The 25,295-nt window shown below is 32.8% G+C and carries 17 protein-coding genes and 1 pseudogene; 9 read left to right on the top strand and 9 right to left on the bottom strand.

What is annotated here, in order from left to right; all coding sequences use genetic code 11:
• Position 1 precedes the first annotated feature (1 nt).
• Together ACPDG9_RS08820 and ACPDG9_RS08815 are read right to left on the bottom strand one after the other, a co-directional pair.
• On the bottom strand, positions 2 to 5,299 hold the full coding sequence (locus ACPDG9_RS08820; RefSeq protein WP_430527392.1) for an FG-GAP-like repeat-containing protein: 5,298 nt from the start codon (positions 5,297 to 5,299) through the stop codon (positions 2 to 4).
• Positions 5,300 to 5,371: 72 nt separating this feature from the next.
• A pseudogene (locus ACPDG9_RS08815) lies at positions 5,372 to 5,428 on the bottom strand (hypothetical protein); the annotation flags it as partial.
• Between the two features lie 761 nt (positions 5,429 to 6,189).
• Here ACPDG9_RS08815 and ACPDG9_RS08810 point away from each other — a divergent pair.
• The 3 genes from ACPDG9_RS08810 to ACPDG9_RS08800 all read left to right on the top strand — a co-directional run bounded on the left by ACPDG9_RS08810 (position 6,190) and on the right by ACPDG9_RS08800 (position 8,023).
• Entirely contained in the window at positions 6,190 to 6,498 is a 309-nt protein-coding gene (locus ACPDG9_RS08810; RefSeq protein ID WP_430527391.1) for a hypothetical protein, read from the top strand.
• Positions 6,499 to 6,974: 476 nt separating this feature from the next.
• A complete protein-coding gene (locus tag ACPDG9_RS08805) occupies positions 6,975 to 7,490 on the top strand; it encodes a hypothetical protein (protein WP_430527390.1) in 516 nt (171 codons plus the stop codon).
• 101 nt (positions 7,491 to 7,591) lie between these two features.
• Positions 7,592 to 8,023: a hypothetical protein gene (locus tag ACPDG9_RS08800; RefSeq protein ID WP_430527389.1), complete on the top strand. Its 432-nt coding sequence runs from the start codon at positions 7,592 to 7,594 to the stop codon at positions 8,021 to 8,023.
• Positions 8,024 to 8,197: 174 nt separating this feature from the next.
• On the opposite strand, the gene ACPDG9_RS08795 is transcribed toward ACPDG9_RS08800, so the two are convergent.
• The 7 genes from ACPDG9_RS08795 to ACPDG9_RS08765 form a co-directional block, all read right to left on the bottom strand.
• The gene (locus ACPDG9_RS08795; protein ID WP_430527388.1) at positions 8,198 to 9,646 is read right to left on the bottom strand and encodes a SusD/RagB family nutrient-binding outer membrane lipoprotein; all 1,449 of its coding nucleotides are present in this window, start codon (positions 9,644 to 9,646) and stop codon (positions 8,198 to 8,200) included.
• Between the two features lie 2 nt (positions 9,647 to 9,648).
• Positions 9,649 to 12,744 carry a SusC/RagA family TonB-linked outer membrane protein gene (locus ACPDG9_RS08790; protein ID WP_430527387.1) on the bottom strand — a complete coding sequence of 1,032 codons (3,096 nt, stop codon included), beginning with the start codon at positions 12,742 to 12,744 and terminating at the stop codon, positions 9,649 to 9,651.
• Positions 12,745 to 12,751: 7 nt separating this feature from the next.
• Positions 12,752 to 14,005, bottom strand: coding sequence for an alkaline phosphatase family protein (locus ACPDG9_RS08785; protein WP_430527386.1), 1,254 nt, complete (start codon positions 14,003 to 14,005; stop codon positions 12,752 to 12,754).
• A gap of 726 nt (positions 14,006 to 14,731) precedes the next feature.
• Positions 14,732 to 16,918 (bottom strand): peptidase domain-containing ABC transporter, encoded by a 2,187-nt coding sequence (locus ACPDG9_RS08780; protein ID WP_430527385.1) that lies wholly within the window; start codon positions 16,916 to 16,918, stop codon positions 14,732 to 14,734.
• Positions 16,919 to 16,922: 4 nt separating this feature from the next.
• Positions 16,923 to 18,221 (bottom strand): radical SAM protein, encoded by a 1,299-nt coding sequence (locus ACPDG9_RS08775; RefSeq protein ID WP_430527384.1) that lies wholly within the window; start codon positions 18,219 to 18,221, stop codon positions 16,923 to 16,925.
• An 84-nt stretch (positions 18,222 to 18,305) separates the two neighbouring features.
• Positions 18,306 to 18,527 carry a hypothetical protein gene (locus ACPDG9_RS08770; protein ID WP_430527383.1) on the bottom strand — a complete coding sequence of 74 codons (222 nt, stop codon included), beginning with the start codon at positions 18,525 to 18,527 and terminating at the stop codon, positions 18,306 to 18,308.
• 80 nt (positions 18,528 to 18,607) lie between these two features.
• On the bottom strand, positions 18,608 to 21,004 hold the full coding sequence (locus tag ACPDG9_RS08765; protein ID WP_430527382.1) for a TonB-dependent receptor domain-containing protein: 2,397 nt from the start codon (positions 21,002 to 21,004) through the stop codon (positions 18,608 to 18,610).
• A 939-nt stretch (positions 21,005 to 21,943) separates the two neighbouring features.
• Here ACPDG9_RS08765 and ACPDG9_RS08760 point away from each other — a divergent pair.
• The 6 genes from ACPDG9_RS08760 (at position 21,944) to ACPDG9_RS08735 (ending at position 25,159) form a co-directional block, all read left to right on the top strand.
• Positions 21,944 to 22,378: a DUF3408 domain-containing protein gene (locus ACPDG9_RS08760; RefSeq protein ID WP_326368720.1), complete on the top strand. Its 435-nt coding sequence runs from the start codon at positions 21,944 to 21,946 to the stop codon at positions 22,376 to 22,378.
• Positions 22,378 to 22,665, top strand: coding sequence for a DUF3408 domain-containing protein (locus tag ACPDG9_RS08755; protein ID WP_430527381.1), 288 nt, complete (start codon positions 22,378 to 22,380; stop codon positions 22,663 to 22,665). The genes ACPDG9_RS08760 and ACPDG9_RS08755 overlap by 1 nt, the downstream gene beginning before the upstream one ends.
• 222 nt (positions 22,666 to 22,887) lie before the next feature.
• Positions 22,888 to 23,232, top strand: coding sequence for a hypothetical protein (locus tag ACPDG9_RS08750; RefSeq protein ID WP_430527380.1), 345 nt, complete (start codon positions 22,888 to 22,890; stop codon positions 23,230 to 23,232).
• 67 nt (positions 23,233 to 23,299) lie between these two features.
• On the top strand, positions 23,300 to 23,908 hold the full coding sequence (locus ACPDG9_RS08745; RefSeq protein WP_430527379.1) for a T6SS immunity protein Tdi1 domain-containing protein: 609 nt from the start codon (positions 23,300 to 23,302) through the stop codon (positions 23,906 to 23,908).
• A gap of 156 nt (positions 23,909 to 24,064) precedes the next feature.
• Positions 24,065 to 24,490, top strand: a complete 426-nt coding sequence (locus ACPDG9_RS08740) for a hypothetical protein (protein ID WP_430527378.1) — start codon at positions 24,065 to 24,067, stop codon at positions 24,488 to 24,490.
• A 201-nt stretch (positions 24,491 to 24,691) separates the two neighbouring features.
• Complete coding sequence (locus ACPDG9_RS08735) at positions 24,692 to 25,159, top strand: hypothetical protein (protein ID WP_430527377.1); 468 nt, start codon at positions 24,692 to 24,694, stop codon at positions 25,157 to 25,159.
• Positions 25,160 to 25,295: the final 136 nt, after the last annotated feature.

Below are 25,295 nucleotides of genomic sequence, written 5' to 3'. Positions count from 1 at the left end.
CTTACTTCTTTACTGCAAATTTGATTGACTCTTTTTGACCATTTAATTCGAATACGGCCATGTACATACCGCTAGGCATACTTTGAGGTAAGGTAATTTCCGTGATTTCTCCGTCCATAAATACCGTGTGCAATAGCTGTCCGCCAAGGTTGTAAATCTGAACTGGAATTCCTCTTAGTTCAATTCCCGAAACAGGAACAGACAACGTTGTAGGTTGCCCAGAAACTACTGGATTTGGATATAGTTTAATTTCTCCCACGCGATCTTGTACATCGACCATTGGACATACGTGGATTTGCTCTCCCTCTTTCGTGGTTACTATAGCGTGGTAAACATCTCTATAATCCAGAACCCCAGTGTTTCCTACAGAATAAACCTGTTCTTCCGAAACAAGAGTTCCATTCTTAAACCATTGGAATCCTACAAAATGATACCCTCCATTGGTTTGTGGATTTTTGTTAATCAACAACGTATTATTGAACTTCTTGTGCGCAATTTCTTGAAAGGCAAATGCTTTTTCAACAATAATCACATAGTTCTCTTTTACTTGTCCATTTTGAGAAGTCACCGTAACCGTGTGTTTGTAAATCCCCGGTTTTGGAACGCGAATAACAAATTCGCTTGTTGGATCCACTTGAGCCCCTTCGTCTACGCCAATTTTAAAACTTACTTCAGTTTTTTCATCTTGACATTCGATAAAGTAATAGATCTCTTTTTGCTCTACTTGATAGGCTTCTCCGTCAATCCATAAGTCATGGATCGTCGCATCATTGTTTACGATACGCAACGTACGAGTTACTGCTATAGCATCCTGGTGATTTTTATCTCCTTTTTGACTAGCGGTAATTGTAATCTCTCCCACTTTTTTGCGTGTTACCCACCCTGATTCGCTTACTTCAGCTGCAGGTTTTGTATCCGAATAAGTATAGGTATACTGTATAGGTAAAGACGAAGTACTTCTCGCTTGCAGTTGAAAATCTTCCGATTCATCTAAAATAAGCGTTGTAAGTTCGTCAAAAGTAAGCGTTTGATCTGCTTTTACAATAGTCAGCGTTCCTGTTAAATACTGATCGGAATAATTGGTTCCTCCGTTAACTTTCGCTTCTACTTGATAGCTTCCCACATCAATTTTACCATTGTTTAAGTGCTCTACCGTTACTCCACGTGGAATAGGGCCTCTCACAAAAATTGATTTTGGCGTTCCATCGTAAACAAACGTTTGATCCGCTAATGTAATTCCCTCTATTCTCGCTTTTGTAATCGTTAGATTAGCCGTTAATACAAGATCTCCATAGCGTTCCCCACCAGAAATTGTAGCAGTTACTCGATAGGTCCCCGCATCTATTTTTTCGTTATTCGCATAAGATACGGTTACTCCCTCTGGTAATTCACCTCTAACAGCAAGTGCTTTCACCGTGCCATCATATTCGAAAACAGCATCCTCCAATACCAAACCAGCTAATTGATGACGAATAATCATCCTTGCTTCTAGTTCTCTATCTTGGTAATTTGTTCCACCGTTTAGCAGTGCTGTAACCCTATAAGTTCCAATTTCAGTTTGGTTGTTTCCAACATAAGTCACGGTTACTCCTTCTGGTAAGTTTTGCGTAATTAGGATTGATTTAGCTGTTCCATCATACTCAAATTGACCATTTTCAAATACAATATCCAGCAATGGAGCTTTTGTAATTTCAAAACGTCCAGTTTCATAAGCAATCGCATAATTTGACGAGTCTAACCCACGTACCTCAACAAGGTAATCTCCTGCCTGTGTAGCCTCTACAGCTGTTCCTCCAAAAAGAAGGTCCCCTGTTAATACCGCAGCATTTTCATTATACACAAAACCATCGTAATTTACGGTCCACTGTGTATACACCTCCCCGTCATATACTTTGGTTTGATCTGTAGCCCTAACAGTTAAAGGTGCTTTAGCTACTTGTAGTACAAAGCGAACCTCCTCTGCAGCTAAGTATTCGTCATTTCCAGCTTGATTGACGATGATCTCAACCTCACCTGCTCCTTTAATGGTAAGTAAACCATTTTCCACAACAGCAAGAGTCTCATTCGTACTCGTATACGTTAAAGGCAAATGACTACTAGCTTCACCTACTGCAAAAGGAGCATCTCCATATACTTTACTTACATCCTCAACGGTGATTACTTGTTCTTTTAATTTGATTGTAGTGAAGGATACTTTTTGCCAAGCTTCACAAGTTGATGTACGAACGTAAACATCATACGTTGTTTCTGCCGTTAATCCCTCTATTAATTGGGTGGATGAAGTCATGGAAAGCGTTGTTCCTTCTCCTCTTTCAAATCCTTCCACACCATATTCTATTTCAAAAGCCGTTGCACGAGATGCAATCGCAAGTGTTGCTTTTTCCTCTTCAATTTGTCCTACTGTTAGGTTCATCTCTGGACAACGAAGGGCTTCAATATCGATCATAAGGGTCAGTTCAGCAAATTTGGTATTGTCTCGAACAGAAGTTGCTTTTACCGTAACCTCTCCGTTTTCAAGAGCTGTTACTAAACCATTTTGATCCACACTTGCAAAATCTTCACCTGCTGTAATGGACCAAACCACAGTTTGATCGGCTTCAGTTGGAAGTACACGAGCAACCAATTGTAATGTACCATTTTCAGTCGTAATTTCGGTTGGGCTATCATTTTCAGTTGATACTTCTACCCCTGTTACAGGAATTCCATTACTAATATTTATCGTATAATCTTCTACCTGACCTAAATAGTAACCCACCGGACAAGGTACATTTTTTAAATTTGCCTGTGTACTCTCCGGGTTGTGGTACATACTAACAATACGCATTCTCGTTGAGCCAGCTAATGCAGATGCGGGAATTTGAATCGACGCTGTAAGCTCTCCTCTCTCTCCACCAATATTGTTCAAGAAACCTAAATCAATGCTTTCCTCTTCAGAAAAGGTAAAGTCTTGGTTGAAATCGATATAAGCGCGTACTAAAATATTGTTTTGACCATCTGTTTTTCCCTTTACAACCACATCATACGTTTGTCCTTGTTCAACTTCTAAAACTTCTGCCGTAAAATCTTCATAAGGAGGTGCTTGATTGGTTCCATCTCCACTCGTTTTTGTCTGTCCATCAAACGTAAACTCATAGATTGGCAAACTATAAGATCCGTTGCCAACTTCAGGTTCACAATACGCTGATACAACAGCTTTTGCTGCTTTAATACAGCGAACAGAATTTCCTCGTTGACGATATCCACTAAATTCGGAATTTATCCTTCTATCATTAATATATACATATTTAGCTAAGGCTCCATTATCAGGAGAGGCCGTTGAACTCCAATAATACCCTTTACCTTCACCATACACTCCCCTAGTACCTCTAGTACCGGCCATTGGCAAACGAAGGTTACTATCAAAAGCAGCTTGTATATTACTGATTGATTCCGCTTGAATTACAGCTCCCCAATCTTCCTGCGTTGGTAAACGCCATCCTTCACCTAAAGCTTTACAAGGATCACACCCATCTGTAGCCGATATTCCTTCTACTGTCGTTGCATTCCAAGTATCGTTAATAGTTCCCTCTTCCCACCATATTGGTGTACTCAAAATAAATCCACCGTTGCTTTGTCCCACTCCCAAAGGATTATTCGGAGATACAGTAGCCGAAGACACTGGTGAATTTCGGTTTTGATGTCCATCATCCCAACGTCCCCATTGAAATAAATCACCATATCCCATTTGGTCTGTTGCAGCAGTAGCAACTTGGTCACTACCTAAGTTTTGTTGAAGCCAAATACTTCCATCAGCAGCACGTACGGTTGTATAGATTACTTGTTGCCCATTGTACACAAAACTAACACAACCTGTATCTCCAGGATTCATACCCGGTTCGTCATTATTACATACAGGCTCCACAGTAGCCTCTGCGATATTTACCGTATAGTCGTGAATTTGCCCGTAATAAGCATCTAAACAACCGCTAATTTCATCTTCTTCATACGCTGTCCAATGATCTTTGATAATACGAATACGCGTATCACCCAAAACAGCGTTATCCGGAACGCGAATCGTCAATACAGCTTCAACGTCATCTACTCCTGTTGAAGGTTCAAGGGATGCAGCGTAGTATTCCGTTGCCATATCAAATTGGAGATCTTGATTCCAATCGATAAACACACGAATATCTTGAGTAAAAGCCCCATCGGTATTTCCTTTTACTCTTAAAGTATAGGTTTCTCCTTTTTGCAAATTAGCTGTCATCTCGGTAAAATTGATATACCCAGGTGTAGTCCCCCCAACCGTAGATTCAGTTTCATTAACAAGATTTGCAAGACTAACCTTTGTTATCGCTTGAGCGGTGTATTCGACAGAAGCCTCACAATAATCAATTGTATTTTCAAATAAAATGGCTTGGGTGATTCCATCATTGTATCCCGTAACAAACAAATCTAAATCACCGTCATTGTCATAGTCAAACCATACTGCACTAGAATTATACAATCCTGGAACAACTGCTGAATTTACCTCATTGAGCGTAAAAGATTCGTTGTTGTGATTATCGTAAAAATACGATTGATTTACATTATTGCTGTTTCCACCAAAGGCAAAAACATCTAAAAACCCATCCTTGTTATAATCTACCAAAGCACAACTTCCTCCTGCTAAACCTTCAAACTCAAAAGAAGAAGGTGTAAAACTTCCTGTGCCATCGTTGAGATAGAGAATAAGAGATCTCGTATTTGATGCCAAATTAATCCCCATGATCAAGATATCCAGATCACCATCCCCCTCAAAATCTGCTACACTAATAGACGGGAAATGAACGCCTCCAAGGCCTGATTCTTGCTCTATAAAAACCCCTTCTCCTTTATTTAAATACAATTTAGCTTGAGATGTGGTAATCCCTTGATCAGATCCAAATCCAGTAATCAAAATATCCAATAAGCCGTCGCTATTTGCATCAAAAATAGCAGAAGCACTAAAATAGGTTCCTATAAAACTATTCTCTGAAAGGACAAAACTCCCATCCTCTTGTTGAAAATAGACATTAGAAATATTGCCAGATACCCCTTGACCATTGACAAAAATATCTGCACGTCCATCTCCATTTAAATCAGCAATGTGAACGGACCCCCAACTCGCAGGTGAGATCCCCGTATCATCGCGTTTTCTAAAAGTGTTATTTCCCAAGTTATAATAGATCTCAAACACTTTGGTATTAGGGGGAACGCCAGGTTCATTGCGAACTCCCGTAATAACGAAATCCATTAACCCGTCCCCATTGATATCTCCTACAGCTATTGCAGAATACATGATCAATGAAAACTCATTTTCTAATGGAACAAACTCTCCCTGCTCATTTAAAAAGACAGACGTATTTCCGATGGAATACCCCGCTATTGCGCCAGAGTAAATTAAATCTGGGTATTCATCGTTGTTTATATCTATAGCCGCAGCATTTCCAAAAAAACCCCATCAAAGGATTGGGAAGTAACGGGTCTAAAATCCTGTGCTTGGCTGGTAAAAAAGCCCGTGGTAAATAAAGCGAGTAAATAAAACAAACGCTTAATTTTATTGATACACATAGTGTTTTGTTTTGAGGTGATTAATTAACTAAAAAAACGATGGGAATACGCATTCCTATACGCGTTAAACAAGTAGAATAAGGAGCACAATCGCCCCTGAGTTGAACTAAATTTTGTGTATAAATGATTCATATAAATGGTGTTTTTAATTATCCTACAAAACTATTTATATTAAATCTAATTAAAAACAAAGCTTTGTTATTTGCAAAATATTCTATAATATCGTTAGAATGAAGTCAAAACAAACGCATAATTAGTCTAAATAAAGATAATAGATTTTTATTTCGTTAATTTATCACTAAAAAAAAAGAGGTAATTGCTATTTAAAAACAGTTCGAATTGCAAATAGTCCACCTAGAAGGAGAAATAATTCTCTTATGATCCCAACTCTTTTCGTTCTTTTACAGGTCATTATAGCGTATAGAGGGACTAAACCAGGGGGAGTTTTAACTTTAATGTTGACGGAATAATTCAATCAAAACGAACAAAAAAGGTCGTCTCATAAAAAAGGCGTATTTTTAGCACAAGTTCGGTTGTGAATCACCCTTTTGTACGCTAAAAAATGTTGCAACTTTGTACCAAACAAAAAAACAAATACCCTTTAATTTATACGCCATCATGAGTAAGCATTATATTACTTGCAAACACTGTCAAACAGAAAATCTAAATACAGACTACTGCACCCACTGTGGGGCGATTATCAACCTCATTTTAGAACGTCAGTTAGAACAACAGCGCGTTAAAGAAGAGCGCATTCAGAAAGAACTCAGTAGAGAACCGACCCAAGTGGAGCGAATCATCCGAAAATGGCGCAACCACAGCAATCCTTTTATACGAGTACTCTTTATGATCTTCAACGCCATTTGGCTTATTGTTGCGGGAATTGCTGCGGGAATTGCCTATCTCATTGGCATGATTGCTGCTTAATGTATTTGATGCATGAGAAAAATTTTATTCTATTTTGCTCTAGTTTTAGCTTGTTCCATTTATGGGCTACAGCAAATCCAATACCCCATACCCACTTGGATCAATAACTATGTCAATGATTTTCTCACCCTTCCACTTGTTCTCAGCATTTGTCAAGTTGTAGCTCAAAAAATGAAAAAAGAGGAACACCTACAACTTCCCCTCCCTCTCCTTATTGCAATAACATTGTTTTATTGCCTTTACTTTGAATGGTATTTACCTCAACACCACACACGCTACACGAGCGATTGGATAGATTGTGTACTCTATGCGACAGGAACTCTGGTATTCTACCTTCTCCATCGACGAAAAACTAAAAAACCAACTACAGTTAAAAACTAGCTGAAATACTACACGTTATAGTGCCTTTATAACAGTTATTCTACCCTTTATTTTTTTTATTGTTATCTTTAGTTACGTTAAACAAACAACTGCTTATGCATTTTTCAATCAAACTCAGCTTAGTTCTTCTTCTTCTTTTTTGTACCCAAGGATATGGACAAAATCAAGCTACACCTTGTGCTTTAGCACAAGATAATATAGAGTACTTGGCACAGTTACAAGAAGAACAAGAGCACGCAAAAAAGTTAGACTTAATCACAAACAAACTCTATAGCGATACACTGTATAAACCTCAGTATACTTCTGCTTCTTATCTGCGTTCGCCTTATCTTGAGTATGTAGACGAACAAGCAACGGTGTGTGGCAAGAAAATTCTGCATGTAATTTTCTATAATAAAGGGGAAGAATCCATACAAATCGATCCTCTTCTTCACAAAGACCGTCAATTTATTTTTGAGCAACTCCAGGTGTCGAATATTGATAAAATCTATTACTTTCAAAAAGGACCAGAATCGACCTCTGTATTTGGTGCTGTTGCTATGGAAGGTGTTGTAGTTCTCTATACTACAGATGAAAAAATAAAGAAGCTAATCCAAGAATATTCAAAATAAGCCAAATCGTGTGAATCAGAGTAAGTCTTAAACCATAAAACCCTTTATTTATAACTAATTCAATGTCCATCGTAACTTCCAAATTTAGAAAGCTGTACATTTTGAAATTAATTTTTGGTTATTTCGCTGCTATTGTTAGCCTTGGGATATGCCTTAAATTTTTGAATGGAAATTACTATCCGTCAAAAGAAAGAATAGCGCGCGCTTTTATCTTTGCCATTATTTTATTTGTACTCCTTGGAACAGTTGATTTTTTAAAAGTCACAAAAATAATTGTCAGAAATAAGGCAATAGAAATTCAATATTTCTTAGGATTGAGAAAAAAAATTATACCGTATCAAGATATTGTACGAATTAATCAACACAAAAGTTTCTTACAAGGAAAAACAGGGCAGATAAGTGATGGATTTCACTTCAGTGAAATTGTTTTAGTGGATAAAAGCTCCTTTATTTTATCTCCTGACAAATTTGGCAATTATAAGCAGTTATTATTTTTTATCAAAAATAATATGAATAACATCCAACACAAGTAATACAAGAACATAGGGGTTGGTTTTATCCCTTCAAGAGCAAAGCTACCAATGCGCGAGCTGAACGAAAGGTCGCGCTAAATGCTAGGTTAAAAAAGGATATCCTTCAAATGGATAAATAAAAAAGCAGATATACGCTCGTATATCTGCCCTGTAATCAGAAAAAATGCAAATATGCTATTTCAATAGCCACATTAATTCATATATATTATCTCCATTAGTGAACTGTTGATCAATAGCTCGATTCAAATTTGTATCATTATTGATCGATTCTGAATTAGGATACATCCAACGTTTTGGTATTCGTCCTCCATTTAAAACTCCTGTCCCATCATTATTAAATACAGGATAACCCGTTCTTCTATTATCAAAGAAACTTTGCCAACCCGAATTCATAAAACTAGCAATATGTTTTTGAGTGAGAATGCGCTCTAAATTATTCACCCCATTCAAAACAACTTTTTCCTGATCGAGATACGCTTGAGTGCTTTGTTTTTTGTAGAACGCAAAGGAAGCTTTTATTCCATTCGTGTAGTATTCTTCTGTTTTATTAGGGATCCATCCACGTTCGGATGCCTCAGCTAACACAAACTGGAGCTCCCAATAACTCAAAAGTACACTTGGCTCATTGACAGGATCTAGATAATATCTTGCGTTAATTCTAGAGACTTTGCCTTGCATTACTTTTTTGACATTATCTTGAAGTGCATCACTTCCTTTAATTCCTCCATAATTAGCAAAATTCTCTTTGTTATCATCCACTCTTTCATTAATCATATCAGCCATTGAAAATAAACGCGAATCCTTTAAGTCTTTCAGTTTCTCAACAAAAGACTCTTCGAGATAAAACGCAGTTTGAAGACTATTATTATTAAAATAGGGATATTGATTCGTTTTACTATCTACGTAATTTAAAAAGGCTGAATCAGTTAAATTTTCAAAAATCGGATATTTTGATGGATTCGATACGATTTCATTAAATGTCTGAATTACCTTTAAATCAGGATCGTTGGACTTAACAGACAAATCGAGTAGTACTTTTAAAGTATATGAATTCACTAACTTTCTCCATTTATACACCTCTCCTTTATAGAGGATGTCTCCTTTAATCACTTGCTCTATTTGAGCCAACTCTTCATTTGCCTCCTTTAAGTTTTGAAGCACTTGTACGAATATATCCTTTTGAGCATCATACGCAGGAGATGTGATCTCTTGTTCTATGCGCACTGCTTCACTAAAAGGAACATCGCCAAACAGCAATGTGGTTTCTACAATAAAGTAACTTTCATAGAATTTGGCCAAAGCTAAATATACTGGAGCATCATAATGAATAGCTTCTTGCTTTAATTTACTAATTTGCTTCAGTTTAAAATAATTGTCAAAACCAGCGCGTTGCCAATTGTAATACTGATGATCTGACACTCCATCTGTATTCCCTAACTGTCTTGTTGCCAACGCAGCAGAGGTTGAAATATTATTTGACGCAGCGATTTGAATAGCAGTAAAAATCAAATCAGGAGTAGAACTAGAAACGCGATTGGGATCGTCTTGTAATTCATCAATTTTTTCACAGCTCATAAACCAAACGGATAGTAAACAAAGTGAAGTGTATATTATCTTTTTCATTGTTAGAATTTTGCATTTAAATTAAAACCTATACTTCTCATCGATGGTGTTTGTAGTGCATCAACTCCTGAATCAGGATCCACATTTTTAATCTTAGAGCTCAACCATAAATTACTGCCTATAAAAGAAACACTAAAAGCACTAAATGGCGTTTTTTCAACAACCTTTTTCGGCAGCGTATAAGTCAATGTTAGATCTCTTAGCTTGATGAAGTCTTGTTTGTAATAATGGTAGTTTTTAGCTGAATTATTACTTGTCGTTTGCATATAAGAAATATAATTAACCGCTTCATCATTTGGCGCAAATACACGTGTATCTGAGACAATGTTTCCATGGCTATCAAAACTAACCTCACCAGAAACGACCTTCACACCAGTTGCGATATAAGTATTTTTTCCTGCATTAGCATCATCTCTATACGAATTAACTGTTCCTACATCAACTCCACCCCACCACATTTTTTGATTCGTACGAGAAAACATCATTCCTCCTAGACGTCCATCCAAAGTGAAACTCAGGGTAAAGTCTTTATAATTAAATGTATTTGTCAATCCAAATACCCAATCAGGGTCGCTATTTCCAATAAATCTCTTGTACGGATCTGCTACAGGGTATCCGTCTCGATAAATAACATTACCCTCATTATCTGTCTGATACTGATCAATATAAAGACCATCTATGCGATCCCCTTGCTTAATGTTCTTATCCGTCATTGTACGGTTATTCGATAGCTTATTTAGGTATTTTCTATAGTGGGATAAATTCAGCGTAGTGGACCATTCAAAATTTTCATTTTGAATAGGGCGCCCATCTAATACGATTTCGAAACCTTTGCGCACAAACTCATCCCCATTGATCAGTCTATTTTCATATCCTGTAGCATCAGAAACAGGCATATAGATTAAATTATTAAAATCCTTAGCTTGATAATACGTAAAATCGATACCCAATCTATTTTGGAAAAATCGCATATAAGTACCGATTTCCCATGTATCGGATGTTTCTGGTTTTAAATCGCTACTCATCAGTGTATTTCCAAAGTACGTCGAAGGCAATCCATCCCAGGTTGTTCCTTTTTCATATCCTTGAATATGGCTATATGGATTAGATCCAATACGCCCTTCTGATACCCTAGCCCAAGAACCTCTAACCTTAGCAAAATCAATCCAACTTGGCATCGATATGATATTGGACACTACAACAGATGAAGCTATAGACGGATAAAAGAAACTATTATTTTGAGTAGGTAGTGTAGAAACCTTATCATTACGACCTGTTAAAGAAAGAAAATAAGTTTGGTCATAGGATAAATCTAAAAAACCATAGAAGCTATTAATTCCCTCTTTTTCCTTTCGGTTTGACGATCTTATTGTTGGTCCCGCATTATTGTCCAAACTATAAAAATTAGGAATCGTTAGTCCATCTGTAGCACTACTTAGATTATTCCAATTTCTGCGATATCTAGAATAAGCTACCTCTCCTGATAAGGAAAGTAAATCTGTGATGTCTTTCTCTACTTTTATTCCGAAATCAGTAGTAATATCAAATAAATTCTCATCCAAAACGGTAAAGTTACCACGTGATTTATCACCATAACCAATATAACTCTTAGGCTCTTTATACGTTCTTTCCAAACCGTAATAATTCATTCCACCAGTCGACTTAAAGCTTATTCCATCTAGAAATTCATATTCGATAAAGTAATTACCAAATACACTATTTTTATCATACCCTCTTTGGTACTCATAGGCTTGAAAATAAGGGTTATTGTAATACGAGGTATTAAAGTGTCTTTGTTGAACTCCCTCTTGCCCAGGCTTCCAATAATTTCTCAAGTCCCGTACATCTACATCCGTACCGGTCCAAAGCAATAGATTATACAAATAATTAGTAGGTCCATATCCTATTTCTGGGAAATTGTCTGTAAACTGTTTGTTATAACTGAGCTTACCTCCTACTTTTAACTTCTCATTGGGTGTTAATTGTCCCCCTACAGCAAATGAAGTATTGTTCAAGTCTGTATTAGGAATAATTCCTTTCTGGTACTGGTTAGACAAAGACATTCTAAATGTTGCCTTATCACTTCCCCAATCTACGGATACGTTATTTGACTGTAATACACCTGTTCTGAAGAAATTCTCTACGTTGTTTTTTCCTCTTGAAAGAAAGGGAATTGGTTTTAACTCCCCTGTGGTAGGATCTATAGGACTATTGTATTGGGTAGTTTCCCAATAACCACTTGCTGTCGTTGGATCCAATTGATCTAATTTAGGTCCCCAAATCCAACCTCCACCTTCTGTTCCTCCACCAGAACCATCGATATAGGCGTATCCTCCGTGATTTCCGTTTCCATAAGTGGTCTGACGTTTTGGTTTTCTTAAAAAAGAAGTCTGAAACATTGTTGAATTATTAAAAGATACACTCAATTTACCTTCCTTTCCTCTTTTGGTTGTAATCATGATCGCTCCATTACGTCCTACTGAACCGTATAAAGCTGAAGCAGTAGCTCCTTTTAAGATACTCATACTGGCAATATCATCTGAGTTTATTCTCCAAAAATCAGCCGTTCGATCTGGAATTCCATCAACGACAATCAAGGGTTTAGCTCCCCTTAAATTAACCTCTGGGTTTTGAAAAAAATCACCTGAATTTTTTATAGTTAATCCTGCTACTTTTCCTGTTAACGAACTTACTGCATTACTTTGCTTTACTTTTTCAAACTCTCCTCCAGAGACTTCTTGTACGGCATAGCCCAAGGCTTGTTTCTCTTTTTTGATTCCAAGCGCCGTTATCACAACTTCGTTAAGCCCTTGGTTAGCAAAATTCATAGGAACAGTAAAATCTTTTTTATCTCCTACTGCCATCTTGAAATCAAGATATCCTATATAACTAAAAACCAATACATCTGTGTCATCTGCTTCAATGGCGAACTTCCCATCTAAGTCCGTCATTGTTCCTCTATCAGTGCCTTGCAATACAACAGATACACCGATTAAATGCTCTCCGGATCCCTTATCAATTACAATTCCCGTTCTCTTGGTTTGAGCAATTGCTACCACACAAATAAACGTTGCTAGTATACTTAAATATGTTTTCATCCTTCGTTTATTTACTAATCCAGGTGTTCAAATTACCTCCTTCAGATTTAAGATATAGCTTATAAAAACTAGACGTATCTTGTTTTGACAACTTTACGCTTGCCTTACCATCGCCTAACTTAACGGTCTTTAGTAGTTTGTACGCATCTTTACCTGCTTCCTTCACATTATTTGTCGTGGCTATCCATAACTCCCCTTTTTCATTTGACACTTCGGGTGCAACTTCCCAAGACACAGCTAATTGATTTGCGTTCACTTGGGCTTTTAAGTCATCAATTAAAATAGGTGCATACAAATTATTACCATCAAACTCACGCTTGATCTCTTCTTCTACCTCTAAATTTAAAAAGCTAAGCATCGTAGGTAGTATATCCACAATAGATGGTTCAAAGGCCTTGGGATAATTGTTCAGCTCTTTCTTATTTGACAGAATCCAAATACTTCTTTCACGATCCGTTTGACCTCCATGATGTTTACCGTCCTCGGCTGTGCGCCCATGATCTGTCGTAACAATGAAAAGCCAATCTTCGTTCATTTCTTCTTCTCTGTATTCAACTGCGGCATACAGTTTTTTTACTAACTCATCTTCAAAAGCAATGGCTTGATTTAATTCTGGACTATCGCCAAATCGATGTCCAATATCATCTGAATATTGTAAATATACCCATGATACGTCCGGAGCATATTTCCTAATATATTCATCTGCTCTATGAACTACTATGTTGTCTATTTCTTTGATATAGTCACTTTGTTTGTCCTTTGGAAAAAGTCTATCATCAAGTTCAAAACCATCAAAAGAATAATCCATTTTCAATGAATTGGTTTGCGGAAGCCCCTCTCCTATTAGTTTTGTTCTATTGTCCATCCAAGTAGAAAATACAGCAATCTTTTTAGTAGGTGCAAGGTCTTTAACAAGTTTGAAAATTGTCGGATAATTATAATTAGGCGCTTTAATTGAATTACCAAATACATTGTGTTTATTCACCCAAGTTCCAGTAATTAAACTATTATAACCAACAGCTGAGACTGTCGGAGTCTGACTATAGGTGTCTTTTCCTCCTCCAACATAAGCTTTAGTCAAGTACCCTTCTTTTCCAATTTTCATCAAGGTAGGACTAACTTTTTCAGATAGCATATCATAGGCGATACCATCTAAAATAACGAAGAGAACTTTTCTTTTTTTGCTCTCTGAACTAAAACTAGTTACACTATGTAAGAACATCATTAGCAATAAACTAGCTTTAAAGAATACGTGTTTCATTTTAATTGGTTTTATTTAGATTGCTAATCTATTTGTTTAAAAAACTAGGATCTACATTGTCGTTTTATATTAAACCAAACAAATAGTTAAGAAATCACCAACCGAAATCACATTTAAATTAACACAATATTGATAACAGCAAATAAATAGTACTATGTTAAATAAACACTAATAAAATACGATATTGAAAAAAGCATAAACGTCTTACAAACCATTTATTTCGTTTTGAATCCCCTCGTTTTATAAAAAAAACGATCAACCGTATTTAGGGATGTTCAACTCATCACAGCTAACCAAAAAAAGGTAAATAGACACAAAAAAAACCGATAACTCTCGTTATCGGTTTTCTTTGCGGAGAAAGAGGGATTGCCTCTTTTATACCGTATGCCTTATAAATAGGGATGTTCACTTTTTAAAATTACAGTGAGCACCTTATTCGGAAAGTTTTAAACTATGATTGGAATCGTTTGATTCAATGTCAAATATAATGTTTAATAATTGATTTTAATAAAAATGGAACTTTCAGTCCTCTTAAATATGCTACTCTAATTACAGTGAAATAAAAACGTCTATTTAGTTCTAATATAAATACTAATCAATTATTTTATAGAAAACAATTCGAAACTGTATAATATATTATAAGTTCCCTGTTATACTGTTCTACGAGTTTTCATCTTGTGCCTTTTAGGGAAGTCGAAAACTTAGTATTATATGACGCTATGCTTTTTAGTTACCTAATTCTAATTGATTTTTTATTAAATTATAATAATCAGATTTACTTTTAACCAATTCATTATGACTCCCTTTTTCAACAATTTCCCCATTTTTTAATACAATTATTTGGTCTGCATTTTTTACAGTTGAAAGTCTATGTGCTATGATCAAAACGGTTTTTCCTTTGAAAAATTCCTGCAAATTATCATGAATTACTTTTTCATTTTCGGCATCCAAAGCACTCGTAGCTTCATCAAAAAATATGTAATGAGGGTTTTTATAAACTGCTCTTGATATTAGTATTCGTTGTTTTTGTCCTCCTGAAATACCATTTCCCGAAGCTCCTATTTTTGTATTATATCCTAAAGGTAAATTTTCTATAAAACTTTCGATATTAGCAATTTTAACTGCTTTATCAAGAGCTTCTTTATCAATAATTTCATCTCCAGTTGCTATATTTCTTTCGATAGTATCAGAAAAAATATATCCGTCTTGCATAACAACTCCACAATTCTGACGAATATTTTTTGGGGATAAACTTAAAATATCCTCATCATTGTAAAATATTTTTCCTGTTGTTGGGTCATAAAACCTCAAAAGCAATTTCATTAAAGTAGTTTTTCCACTTCCACTTGCTCCAACAATAGCGGTTATTTTTCCGTTTGGAATTGTAAAATTAATGTCTTTTAATACAACAGGAGATTTTGAACTTTCGTATTGAAATGATAAATCTTTAATTTCAATTCCTTTACTTGATTGTAAAAGAAGTGTTTTTTGATTTTGATGTTCTTCTGCTTTATGAGTTTGTACTTCGTTTAATCGTTCTATACTTAACTTGGCATCTTGCAAAGAACGGAAAAAAACAACTAATTGATTTATGGGAGAGTTCATTTGTCCGATAATATAAGAAATAGCTAATAATTCCCCTAAACTCATCGTTTCTTTTACTACCAAAGTGGAAGCAATAAATGTAACCAAAATATTTTTAATCTGATTAAAAAAATCAAACCCTGATAATTGTAGTTGGTTAATTTTTAAAATACGTATATTAAGGTTGAATAATTTGTATTGAATTTTTTCCCATTCATTACGTTTAAAATCTTCATATTGATTCAATTTCATTTCGGTTACTCCATTGAGCATTTCGTAGATAGATTCTTGATTTTCACTTAGATATTGAAAACGAAAATAGTCAAGAACTTTCCGCTTTCTTAACCAATAAAAAGACCATAAAATTGATATAATCGTTAAAATTAGATAAACTGATAATATTCTGTAATCATAATATAAAAGAACTCCAAAGAATACTGAAAATGTGATAATTGAAAAAAACGTTGTTAAACTTTGTGAGGTTAAAAAATTTTCAATCCTTTCGTTGTCTTGAATACGTTGGTTAAAATCTCCCATCATTTTGGTATCAAAATATTTTATAGGAAGTTTTAAAAGTTTGTTTAAAAACTCGGAAATAATATTGATACTTACTTTTGTGCCTACAAAAAGCATTAACCAATTTCGGATAATTTCAAAAGTAATTACTCCTAAAAAAACACCTAATTGAGCTAATAAAATCAGAGAAATGATATTTAGGTTTTTGGAGTTTATTCCTTTGTCTATAAGGTTTTGGGTAAGGAAAGGAAAAATAAAATTCAGTAAACTTCCCAAAAGAAGTAAAATAAACATTATACTTATCTGCTTTTTGAAAGGGGATAAGTATCTGATAAGATGTTTAATGGATAATTTTTCTTCTGTTGGAGGAGATTGTTTATAAAAATCCTCTGTTGGATTCAAAAAAAAAGCAACTCCTTTGTTGTTATCTGTTATCCAAGATTTAGCAAAATTTTCTTCGTTTAGTTTAATAAATCCGTGTGCTGGGTCTAAAATATGAAAAAAGTATTTCCCTGTAAAAGTGTTTTTTGTGATTTTTTTTAACACTACAAAATGGTTTTGATTCCAATGCAAAATACATGGAAGTGATTCTTTTTCAATGATTAGTTTATCAATTGTCAATTTAGCTGTTAATGTTTCAAACCCGACTTTTTTTGAAGCCTCATTTATGCCCAACAAAGAAACTCCCTCTTTTGTCAGAAAAGAGTTTTCTCTTAAATAATGTAACGAATAATTTTTACCATATTTACTTGTAATCATTGCCAAACAGGCAGGACCACAATCCATTTGATCATGTTGAGGAATAAACTTCATTGATTTACAAATTCATACATTCTATAAAATGTTCTCTTACTACTTCTTTTTTCTTTTCAATGTCAAAATCATAAACACAATAATCTTCTCCATTATTTTCAAAGGCGACTTGTGAGCAACCCGAACCACATAAAGGTAAAATAGGACACGTTTGACACGGTTTATTATTTAATTTAGCCATTAATCGGGTGGTATTTTTTTCAAACCAATCAATTGTTCCGTCTTCTTGTAATATACCTTCTCTATTGTTTTTCGTGAAATCCCTAGCAGTACATTTAAAAGCATCTCCGTTATAGTTAATTACTACTTCATTAGTTTTGTCAGCATAACAAGAGTTTCTAATGTTATCTCGTGTATTTCCCGATACGAAAAAGTTATTCTTTTTAAAAGTTTTCTTTATTGTTTTTAATTTCTCTGATAATTCTAAATTTCCTTTTTCTTTTGTTTGCCACACTTGATGAAAGCTAATTTCTAACCATTCCCTGTCATCGTTGCTAATATCACTAATGTCTTCAATAATATTTAAAACACTTTTCAGGGTTTCATTTGTAAAATTAATCCTTAAAGTTGTACTTATGTTATTTTTACAAAGTAATTTAACATTGTTAATTATTTCATCATAAGAGCCTCTCTTTTCATTTACATTTCTGACCGTGTTGTGTAAATCACGATGACCGTCTAATGTAATTTGATTGTGTGTTATATTATATTGAATGAAATTATCAACCATTTTCTGATTTATTAAATAACCATTTGTTGTTATATCTGATTCAAAGCCAATATTTTTTTCAATCGTTTTACGATTTGCATATTCCAATATTGGAATCATTACTTTATTAAAATATAGCAAAGGCTCTCCTCCAAACCAACTCAAATATAGGCTTTTTGTCTTTTCTTTAGAGGTAACATTATCAATAAGTTTATAAACTTTTTTAATTATGTCTTCAGACATTTTTGAACTTTTAATGTGATTTTCATAACAATACCAACATTTAAAATTACAGTTCATTGTTGGATTTATGATAATGTTAAAAAAACTTTCGTCTTGGTCTGTATTTATAATTATCTCTCTTACTTCTGCATACTCATCTTTTTCTTTATTTACAATAAAACCATTTTGAATTAAAGCATTAAAATAATCTGGGTGTATTTCTTGAAGCCCTATTGGGTTATTTTCATTTATGGCAGCTTGAAGTAAATCATAAAGAGCATACTCTAATAGCATAAATTTATCATTTACTGAATTATATGCTAACATTTTCCTTTCAAAAGAAAGAAATAAATTATACATACTAAATTTCATAATAAGTCATATTTTTGATTGCTGAAATTAAAGGAAGACCTAAATTATATAAGATCTTCCTTTTTTTTGTAAAAACAGTTAGAATTAAGGTCTGTCTATTGATGTATTTGAACACCCTTGGCAATTTCTTCTGTTCTTGTTTTTGCAACGACAATTATTTGTGCAACTACTGTTTGAATCTTCCAAATCTGTGATTAATTCATTGGAAGAAAAAACAGCAAATCCACCTCTTAATTGCCCTTGAGCATTTTCATTCAGAACTTCAATACTTTTTGATAGTTCTGAAAAGGTTTTTGACTTTCCCATAATTTTAATGAGTTAAAGTTAAAAAATGAATCAAGTTTAAAGACATTATTCTTCATCGGTCTATTCTTGCAAGAATATTTTTAATTAGTTCTGTTTATTTCATCACTATTTTTAATTTCTCTATTATTTCTTTTAAATGATTTACCAAAATTGTAAACTGCTGATAATCTAAAAAATCGCTCATCATAATAATTTCTAAATGAATTTTTAATATTATGGGAATAAGTTGTATAAATAGGGCGATTGGAACTAAAGATATCATTAGCGTATAAAGAAATCACAAGTTTTTTTTCGAGAAATAATGCTCTTAAAGATGCATTTAATTGATTATATGATGTGTTATAGTCCAAATTATCTACTCCTTTTGCTGTATAATTATAAGAGAGATTTAACATAAAGGTTTTTTCTTTATTTAAGATTAAATCATTGCTGATAGAAAAGAAACCGTTCCAACCTTTTAAATAATCTAATGTTACAGGTATTTTAGAATCTGTACTACTATAATAGACATCTCCAAAGAAATTAATGTTCAACCATTTTAGTGGTTTTAGGATTATGGTTTGATTAAACCCAAATGTCTTGTTAATTATAAAATTTAAAGGAGTAGTCTGTTGAATATTGGTTTCGGCATCTAAAATAGCTGTCTGTTCAAATCCGTCATCAGTATGAGAGAAATATAATGTAGTGATGTAGTTCTCTTTAAAAATGTACTCCAATTCTATATTATTGGAAAAAGAGGGTTGCAAATACGGATTACCCTCTGAATAAGAATAAGGAGAAGCAATCCATTTGAATGGATTTAGAAGGTTGTAATTAGGTCTGTTTATACGTTTATTATAGTTTAAAGAAAATGAATGATTATCATTCGGAACAAATGAGAGATACGCAGTAGGAAATAACTTGGTATATTTCGATTCATTTTCCTGATTTAATGTTATAGAATTACCTTTTAGCTGTGTGTTTTCTATACGTAACCCAATTTTTGCTTCCCATTTTTCACTAATTTCTTTTTGAGCTGAAAAATAGACAGCTTGTGTATTTTCTTTATATTTGAACTGATTACTTTGAGAAGTATCGAAAATAGGTACACCACTTGTTAAATCATAATATTCAAAATTGTTATTTGTGTTTATATAGGATAAACGACCACCATAATTCAAATGAGCCCAATCAAAAGGGTGCTCTATATCAAGATTGAAAGAATAATTGGTAATTTTTTGAATTCCTTTATTATCTGCTGAACTATAAGAGTTCTCTATTGGTGTAAAATCATTATAGTAATTGTTTGTTTGAAAAACACGGTTTGAATTTAGCTTAAAATTGAAAAAATCAAAATCAAACGACAATTTTCTACCTAACGTATCTATATCATATATAAAATGGTAGTTGAGATTATTAGAGATTCTTTTTCGTTCATTTTTTGCTTTGGTTATAATGAGAGAATCTACAAAGTTTGTTTCGGGACTGAACAAAGTAGTGGTTGCGTTATCTCTTATTTCAGGTGTACTGTGTGAGTAATTGTAAATAAAACCTGTTGATATTTTATTTGATATTTTATAGTCTAACCCTACTCTTGCAGAAACAGATTTAGAAAAATCTCTACGTTTATTTTTCTCTTTCCAAGTGATGTTAGAATAGTCAATAGTGTTATTTTCAATAGGTGCATTTGAGCCATTAGTATAATTCAAGTTTGAAGATAAAGTGATTTTATTTTTCTTAAAATTAAATCCTGCTCCACCTAATCCTGTTGCATACGTTGCTTGTTGATAGGTACTTCGTAGGGTTGCATTCCATTCATCTTGTCTTTGTTTTTTGGTAACAATATTGATAATCCCACTATTTCCCTCGGCACTATATTTTGCAGGAGGATTTGTAATTACTTCTATACTTTTTATTTCATCAGACTTTAATGTTCTCAAATAATTAGCTAAATCACTACCTGAAAGATATGTCATTCTATCGTCAATCATTACAGACATTCCGCTTTTACCAATCATTGATATTTGGTCATTTTGAACCTTAATTCGTGGAGTAATTTTTAATATATCTAAAACATCTCCTCCTGTGGCTGTTACTGAATTTTCTACATTAAAAACTAATCGGTCAATTTTTTTTTCTATAAGCTTCTTGTCTTTTGTAATGACTATTCCATCTAGTTTAATCGAATTATCAACTGCAATAATTCCTAAATCTATATTTTCGGTAAGATTTATGTTTTTCGTATAAAGTGAATTTCCTAAGTATGATATTTCAAGAAAATAAATTCCTGTTTTTTCTTCTATTTCAAATTTTCCATTCTCATCTGAAAATTCAGTCTTTACAAGGGTATTATGATGTGTTTGTAGATTGATTGTAGCAAACTCGATAGGATTGCTTTCTGCATCAAAGATTTGCCCTGTGATTTTGCTTTGTGAAAACAAAAGTGTAGGTAAGAGGAAGAAAAATAAAAGGAAGTTATTTAAGATATATTTCAACATTTTTCGATGGATTATTTGTGTATCTTTTATTGTTTTACTAAGTTATTTATCATAAACATAAAATACAAATGTGAAATACAGTTAAATTATACCATAAAACTCTAAGATTGTTTTTTTGGTTTAATTCTATAACAAATTATTAATAACGCCAAGGTCTTTCTTAGTAATTCTTCATTTTTTAATTTGTGAATACTACTACAAGAATTTTATAAAAAACAAGTAATCGATATTTCTATATAAGAAAGATTGTAATTTGGTTAATTAAAATTTCATTCTAACGTATCCACCCGAGCAACCACATATTTCATAACATAATATAAGGAAGTAAGTTTGCTTCAAATACTAAAGAGATGAGCAGACAAGAATTTGTTTACTTTCATGTAGAGGATTGGAAAGCAAGTGGATTAATCTGGCGACATTTAGTTATTGGGTAGTAAAATATAAGAATAAGACTGCACATGAAGGAGCAAGTAACTTTATAGCACATAGACCCTTTATTATTTTAAGTCTATCTACTATTTCTCAAAAAAACTAACGACTTCGGAGTAGTTTTCCAGCCCTCTGCAAGAGCAAGTCGTTTTGAAAGTTCGAATCTCAATTTCGAGTGCCTCAAAACATAACTTGCTGTAATCTTTCGATTACTAAATCCACCTATTTTACAAAGTAAAATCTACAGTAATTTCATATTAAGAAATCACTTACTATTTGACACTAAAGAGCCAAGTGTAACCTTAAAACTCCATTTTAAAGTTTTCAAACTGTATATATATTTCCTTTGCTGTAAGATAGTAAAGTAAGTTTTGCAATTGTCTTTTAATTAGTGCTTTAAAGCTGTTTTAAAACAATCTTGGTGTAAAAACTTACAAGAGTAAAGTTTTCGACAAGCTAAAGCTTACAACTATCCATAATGTAAAATGTAAACCTTTAAAAATGTACAATATGGGAACAATAAACCAACCATCAAAAAAAGACACTCGAAATGAGTTAGTCGATGAAGACTACTTAATGAATATCATGAGTGGTGATATAGAAGTTAAGTCTGTAGAACAAGTTAAACCTATCGTAGAAGAAAAAGAAGAACCTCTAAGCCAAGAAGAAGTAACAAAAGTCAAAGAGAAGAAGTCAAAGAAAGAATTAGCAACTACTAAATACCAAGAGCTTTTTCTAATTAATGAATTTTCTTCATCAAGAGCAGGAAAGGTTGTTTATATCCGACCTGAGTATCACGAAGTATTACTTCGTATAACCCAACTAGCTAAAGAAGAAAAAACTACGCTTTACTCTTATTTAGACAATATCTTAAAGCAACATCTACAGCAGTATAACGCTGAGATTACCCAGTATTTTAATGAAAAATTCAAACCTATTTTATAATGGAAAAACTTAATCAATTAAGAGAATCAGCTCAAGTACAAGCGACTAAGGGTATAGAGAATTATGTAGATACTTTTTTAAAAGAAGTATCTACTAAAGCAAAAGATGGCAAAATGGTTTATATTCGACCTGAATTCCATAAAAAGTTAACCCGTATAGTTCAAGTAATAGGCGAAAATAAGGTATCTGTCTATACTTATCTAAATAATCTATTAAAGCATCACTTTAACGAATTCGAACAAGAGATAACCACAAGCTTTAATGAAAAGAATAAACCTATCTTTTAAGTATTACTAAAAATTTTAATCAATGAAGCCCAATTCTAATTCCTTTAGGAGGAAAACGAGACATTAATAATATTCAAATCTTAGATACTGCTACACATGTTGAAATGATTAGGAAAGTAGAAAACTGGTATTAGTGTTTATGGTAAATGAAATAATAGAGTTTAGACAAGAAGTCCAATTTTTAATATAAATTAGCTTACTACAGATAATGATTTTAAAAATATGTCTAGAATAGCAATTATATTAAATGAAAAAGAAATAGATAGTAAGTCACTATTTAAAATAAAACAACTTACTATGGCATCTTTAGGTGAAATAAAATGTAAAATAGAGAAGAAAGAACCAGTATTCACTGGAGTATTATTTTATAATGATCACGATGATATATCTATTTTATTAAAGAAAATCATTAATATACTTGATGAAATTCATCTATCTTATTCAATTTATGAGTTAGATGAAGAGGCAAGAGAATTAGATGAAAATCAAAAAATCACTAAGAATGTATTATTTAGAATTCTAGATAGTCAAGATGAAGAAATTAAAAGACAGCAAGATATTAGTTAATTGTTTTAACATATACTTCATTCAAAATAAAATGTTTATTCCGAACAAAACTTTTATAAAAAAAATTATGGAATTAATGGATAGATTTATAAATAGAAATAAAAATAGCTACATCAAAATAAGTGATGTACCTCAAGAATTGATTACTAAATATAAAGATATTGTACCTCAAGAGCTAATCTACATCTGGCAAACTATGGGGTTTGGAATTTTTGAAAATGGATTTTTACAGCTTGTTAATCCCGATGAATATGAGTTTGTCTTTCATTATGTGGATAAAATGTTAGAGCCAGCCATAATTTTTGGAATAACTGCTTTAGGAGAACCTATAGCATGGGAAGGCGGGGAAAATTGGACAATAGCTCCTGATGAAGGAAATAGATGTTATAGAATAGATATTAGGAGTTGTGATAGATTTGTAATTGATAATATAGAAGGGTTATTGAATATTTTTATTGAATATGGTATTGAGGATAAAGATTACTTTAATTCAAAAGAGTATGTGAAAGTAAAAAATAAATTACCTAAGCTTAAATATGGTGAGTGTTATGGGTATTTTCCTGCCTTGGTTTTGGGAGGGAAAAAAAGTATAGAGAATATAAAAATAGTTGATACAAAGGCTTATATTACTATGATTGGTGAGGCTACAGGAAAAATATTTGAATATGGAAGATAATTAAAATAAGATTATCCAATATTTATTTTAGATGATTTTATTAAAGATATGAAGTGTAGAGCTTATTTTTTTAGATTGTTCATTTAACAAGTATAAATTTATTAGAAAATTATATTTTAAATAAAAAAACAACAATTTTTAATTAAATAATATTTTATGGAAGAAATAAATGAAATAATTGCTAAAATTTTAAGTGGTGCTCAAGAAAGTATTTCGAATCAAGAATGGGATACCTATACTATAAATGTTTATGCATTAAATAAAATGATTGAAATTAATTCTTTTTATGAAAATGAAGATCAAATAATATCATTCGATTCTGAAGATTCTGGCGTAGATATAACAATGGAATCTAAGAATCTAAGAGAAAAAATGTATAGATTATCCTCTGAACAAGGTGCATGGTTTTCAGCATCTTTTGTAGTAAATAATGAAGGGGATTTTAATACTCATTTTGACTATAATAGAAAACCAAAATTCACATATGAACCAAGTAAGGAAAAATATATTGATGATATAAAAAAATTTCCTAGACAAGAATCTTTAATGCCCAATTGGTTGAAAGAAATACTACTCTTTTGATGCTTCCTAAAGTAAAGTAAATCAATACGATATAAGATATTGTAAAACAAGTTTAGTAATACAATTACCAAACAAGTAGATGGGAAGGTAAAGGTTTCTATACTGCTTCAAAAAAAGATTGATTGAAAAAGAAATATTCCTGAATTCTTAGAGTTTTATGACAAATATTTTACTCACTTAAATTTATTTTATGATAATTCATTGTATATAGATTATGACAAGGATGAGAATCTTATAGTTGAAAATAAAAAAAGGTATAATCAAGAATGTCTAAAGGCAATAAACAAAGCTTATCTAAATATTAAGGACAACAATAAGGAAGTGTTTTGTGAAGCACAAGCAACACTTTATCATTTTGTAATACAGCAATCACTTGTATTACTTATCTATAATAAGCTTGAGATGATACCAAACATTATTGACCTAAAATACTTATGGGATTTAATTCAATGGTGTAATCCTTCAATCTATACAGATATAGACAATATGTCTGTTATCAGAAAAGTTCTATTTAATAATAGTTTTGTTAGATCTTATCCTAAGTCAAATGGACACGTAATAAATTGTTCTTTAGAAGATATTAAAGAATTAGACATCTTCTGTAGTATGATATATTCACTTACTAAAAAAGAACTGGGAGATAACTTTTCTTTGAGTGTGGAGCAATAAATTAAAGAACTATTATCCACAACGAAATGACGTTTAAATTATCGAGATGTGTCTTTGTCTGGACTTGGTAACTTAGCCTGGACATTAAGTTAAGCATAAAAACTTATCTTTGAATTATGAAAAGAATTAGAAAGGC

The sequence above is a fragment of the Myroides sp. C6-3 genome, assembly GCF_050522425.1.
GTDB lineage: Bacteria > Bacteroidota > Bacteroidia > Flavobacteriales > Flavobacteriaceae > Flavobacterium.
The sequence above is the reverse complement of the archived record's forward strand: the minus strand, read 5'-3'. Positions and strand labels throughout refer to the sequence as shown.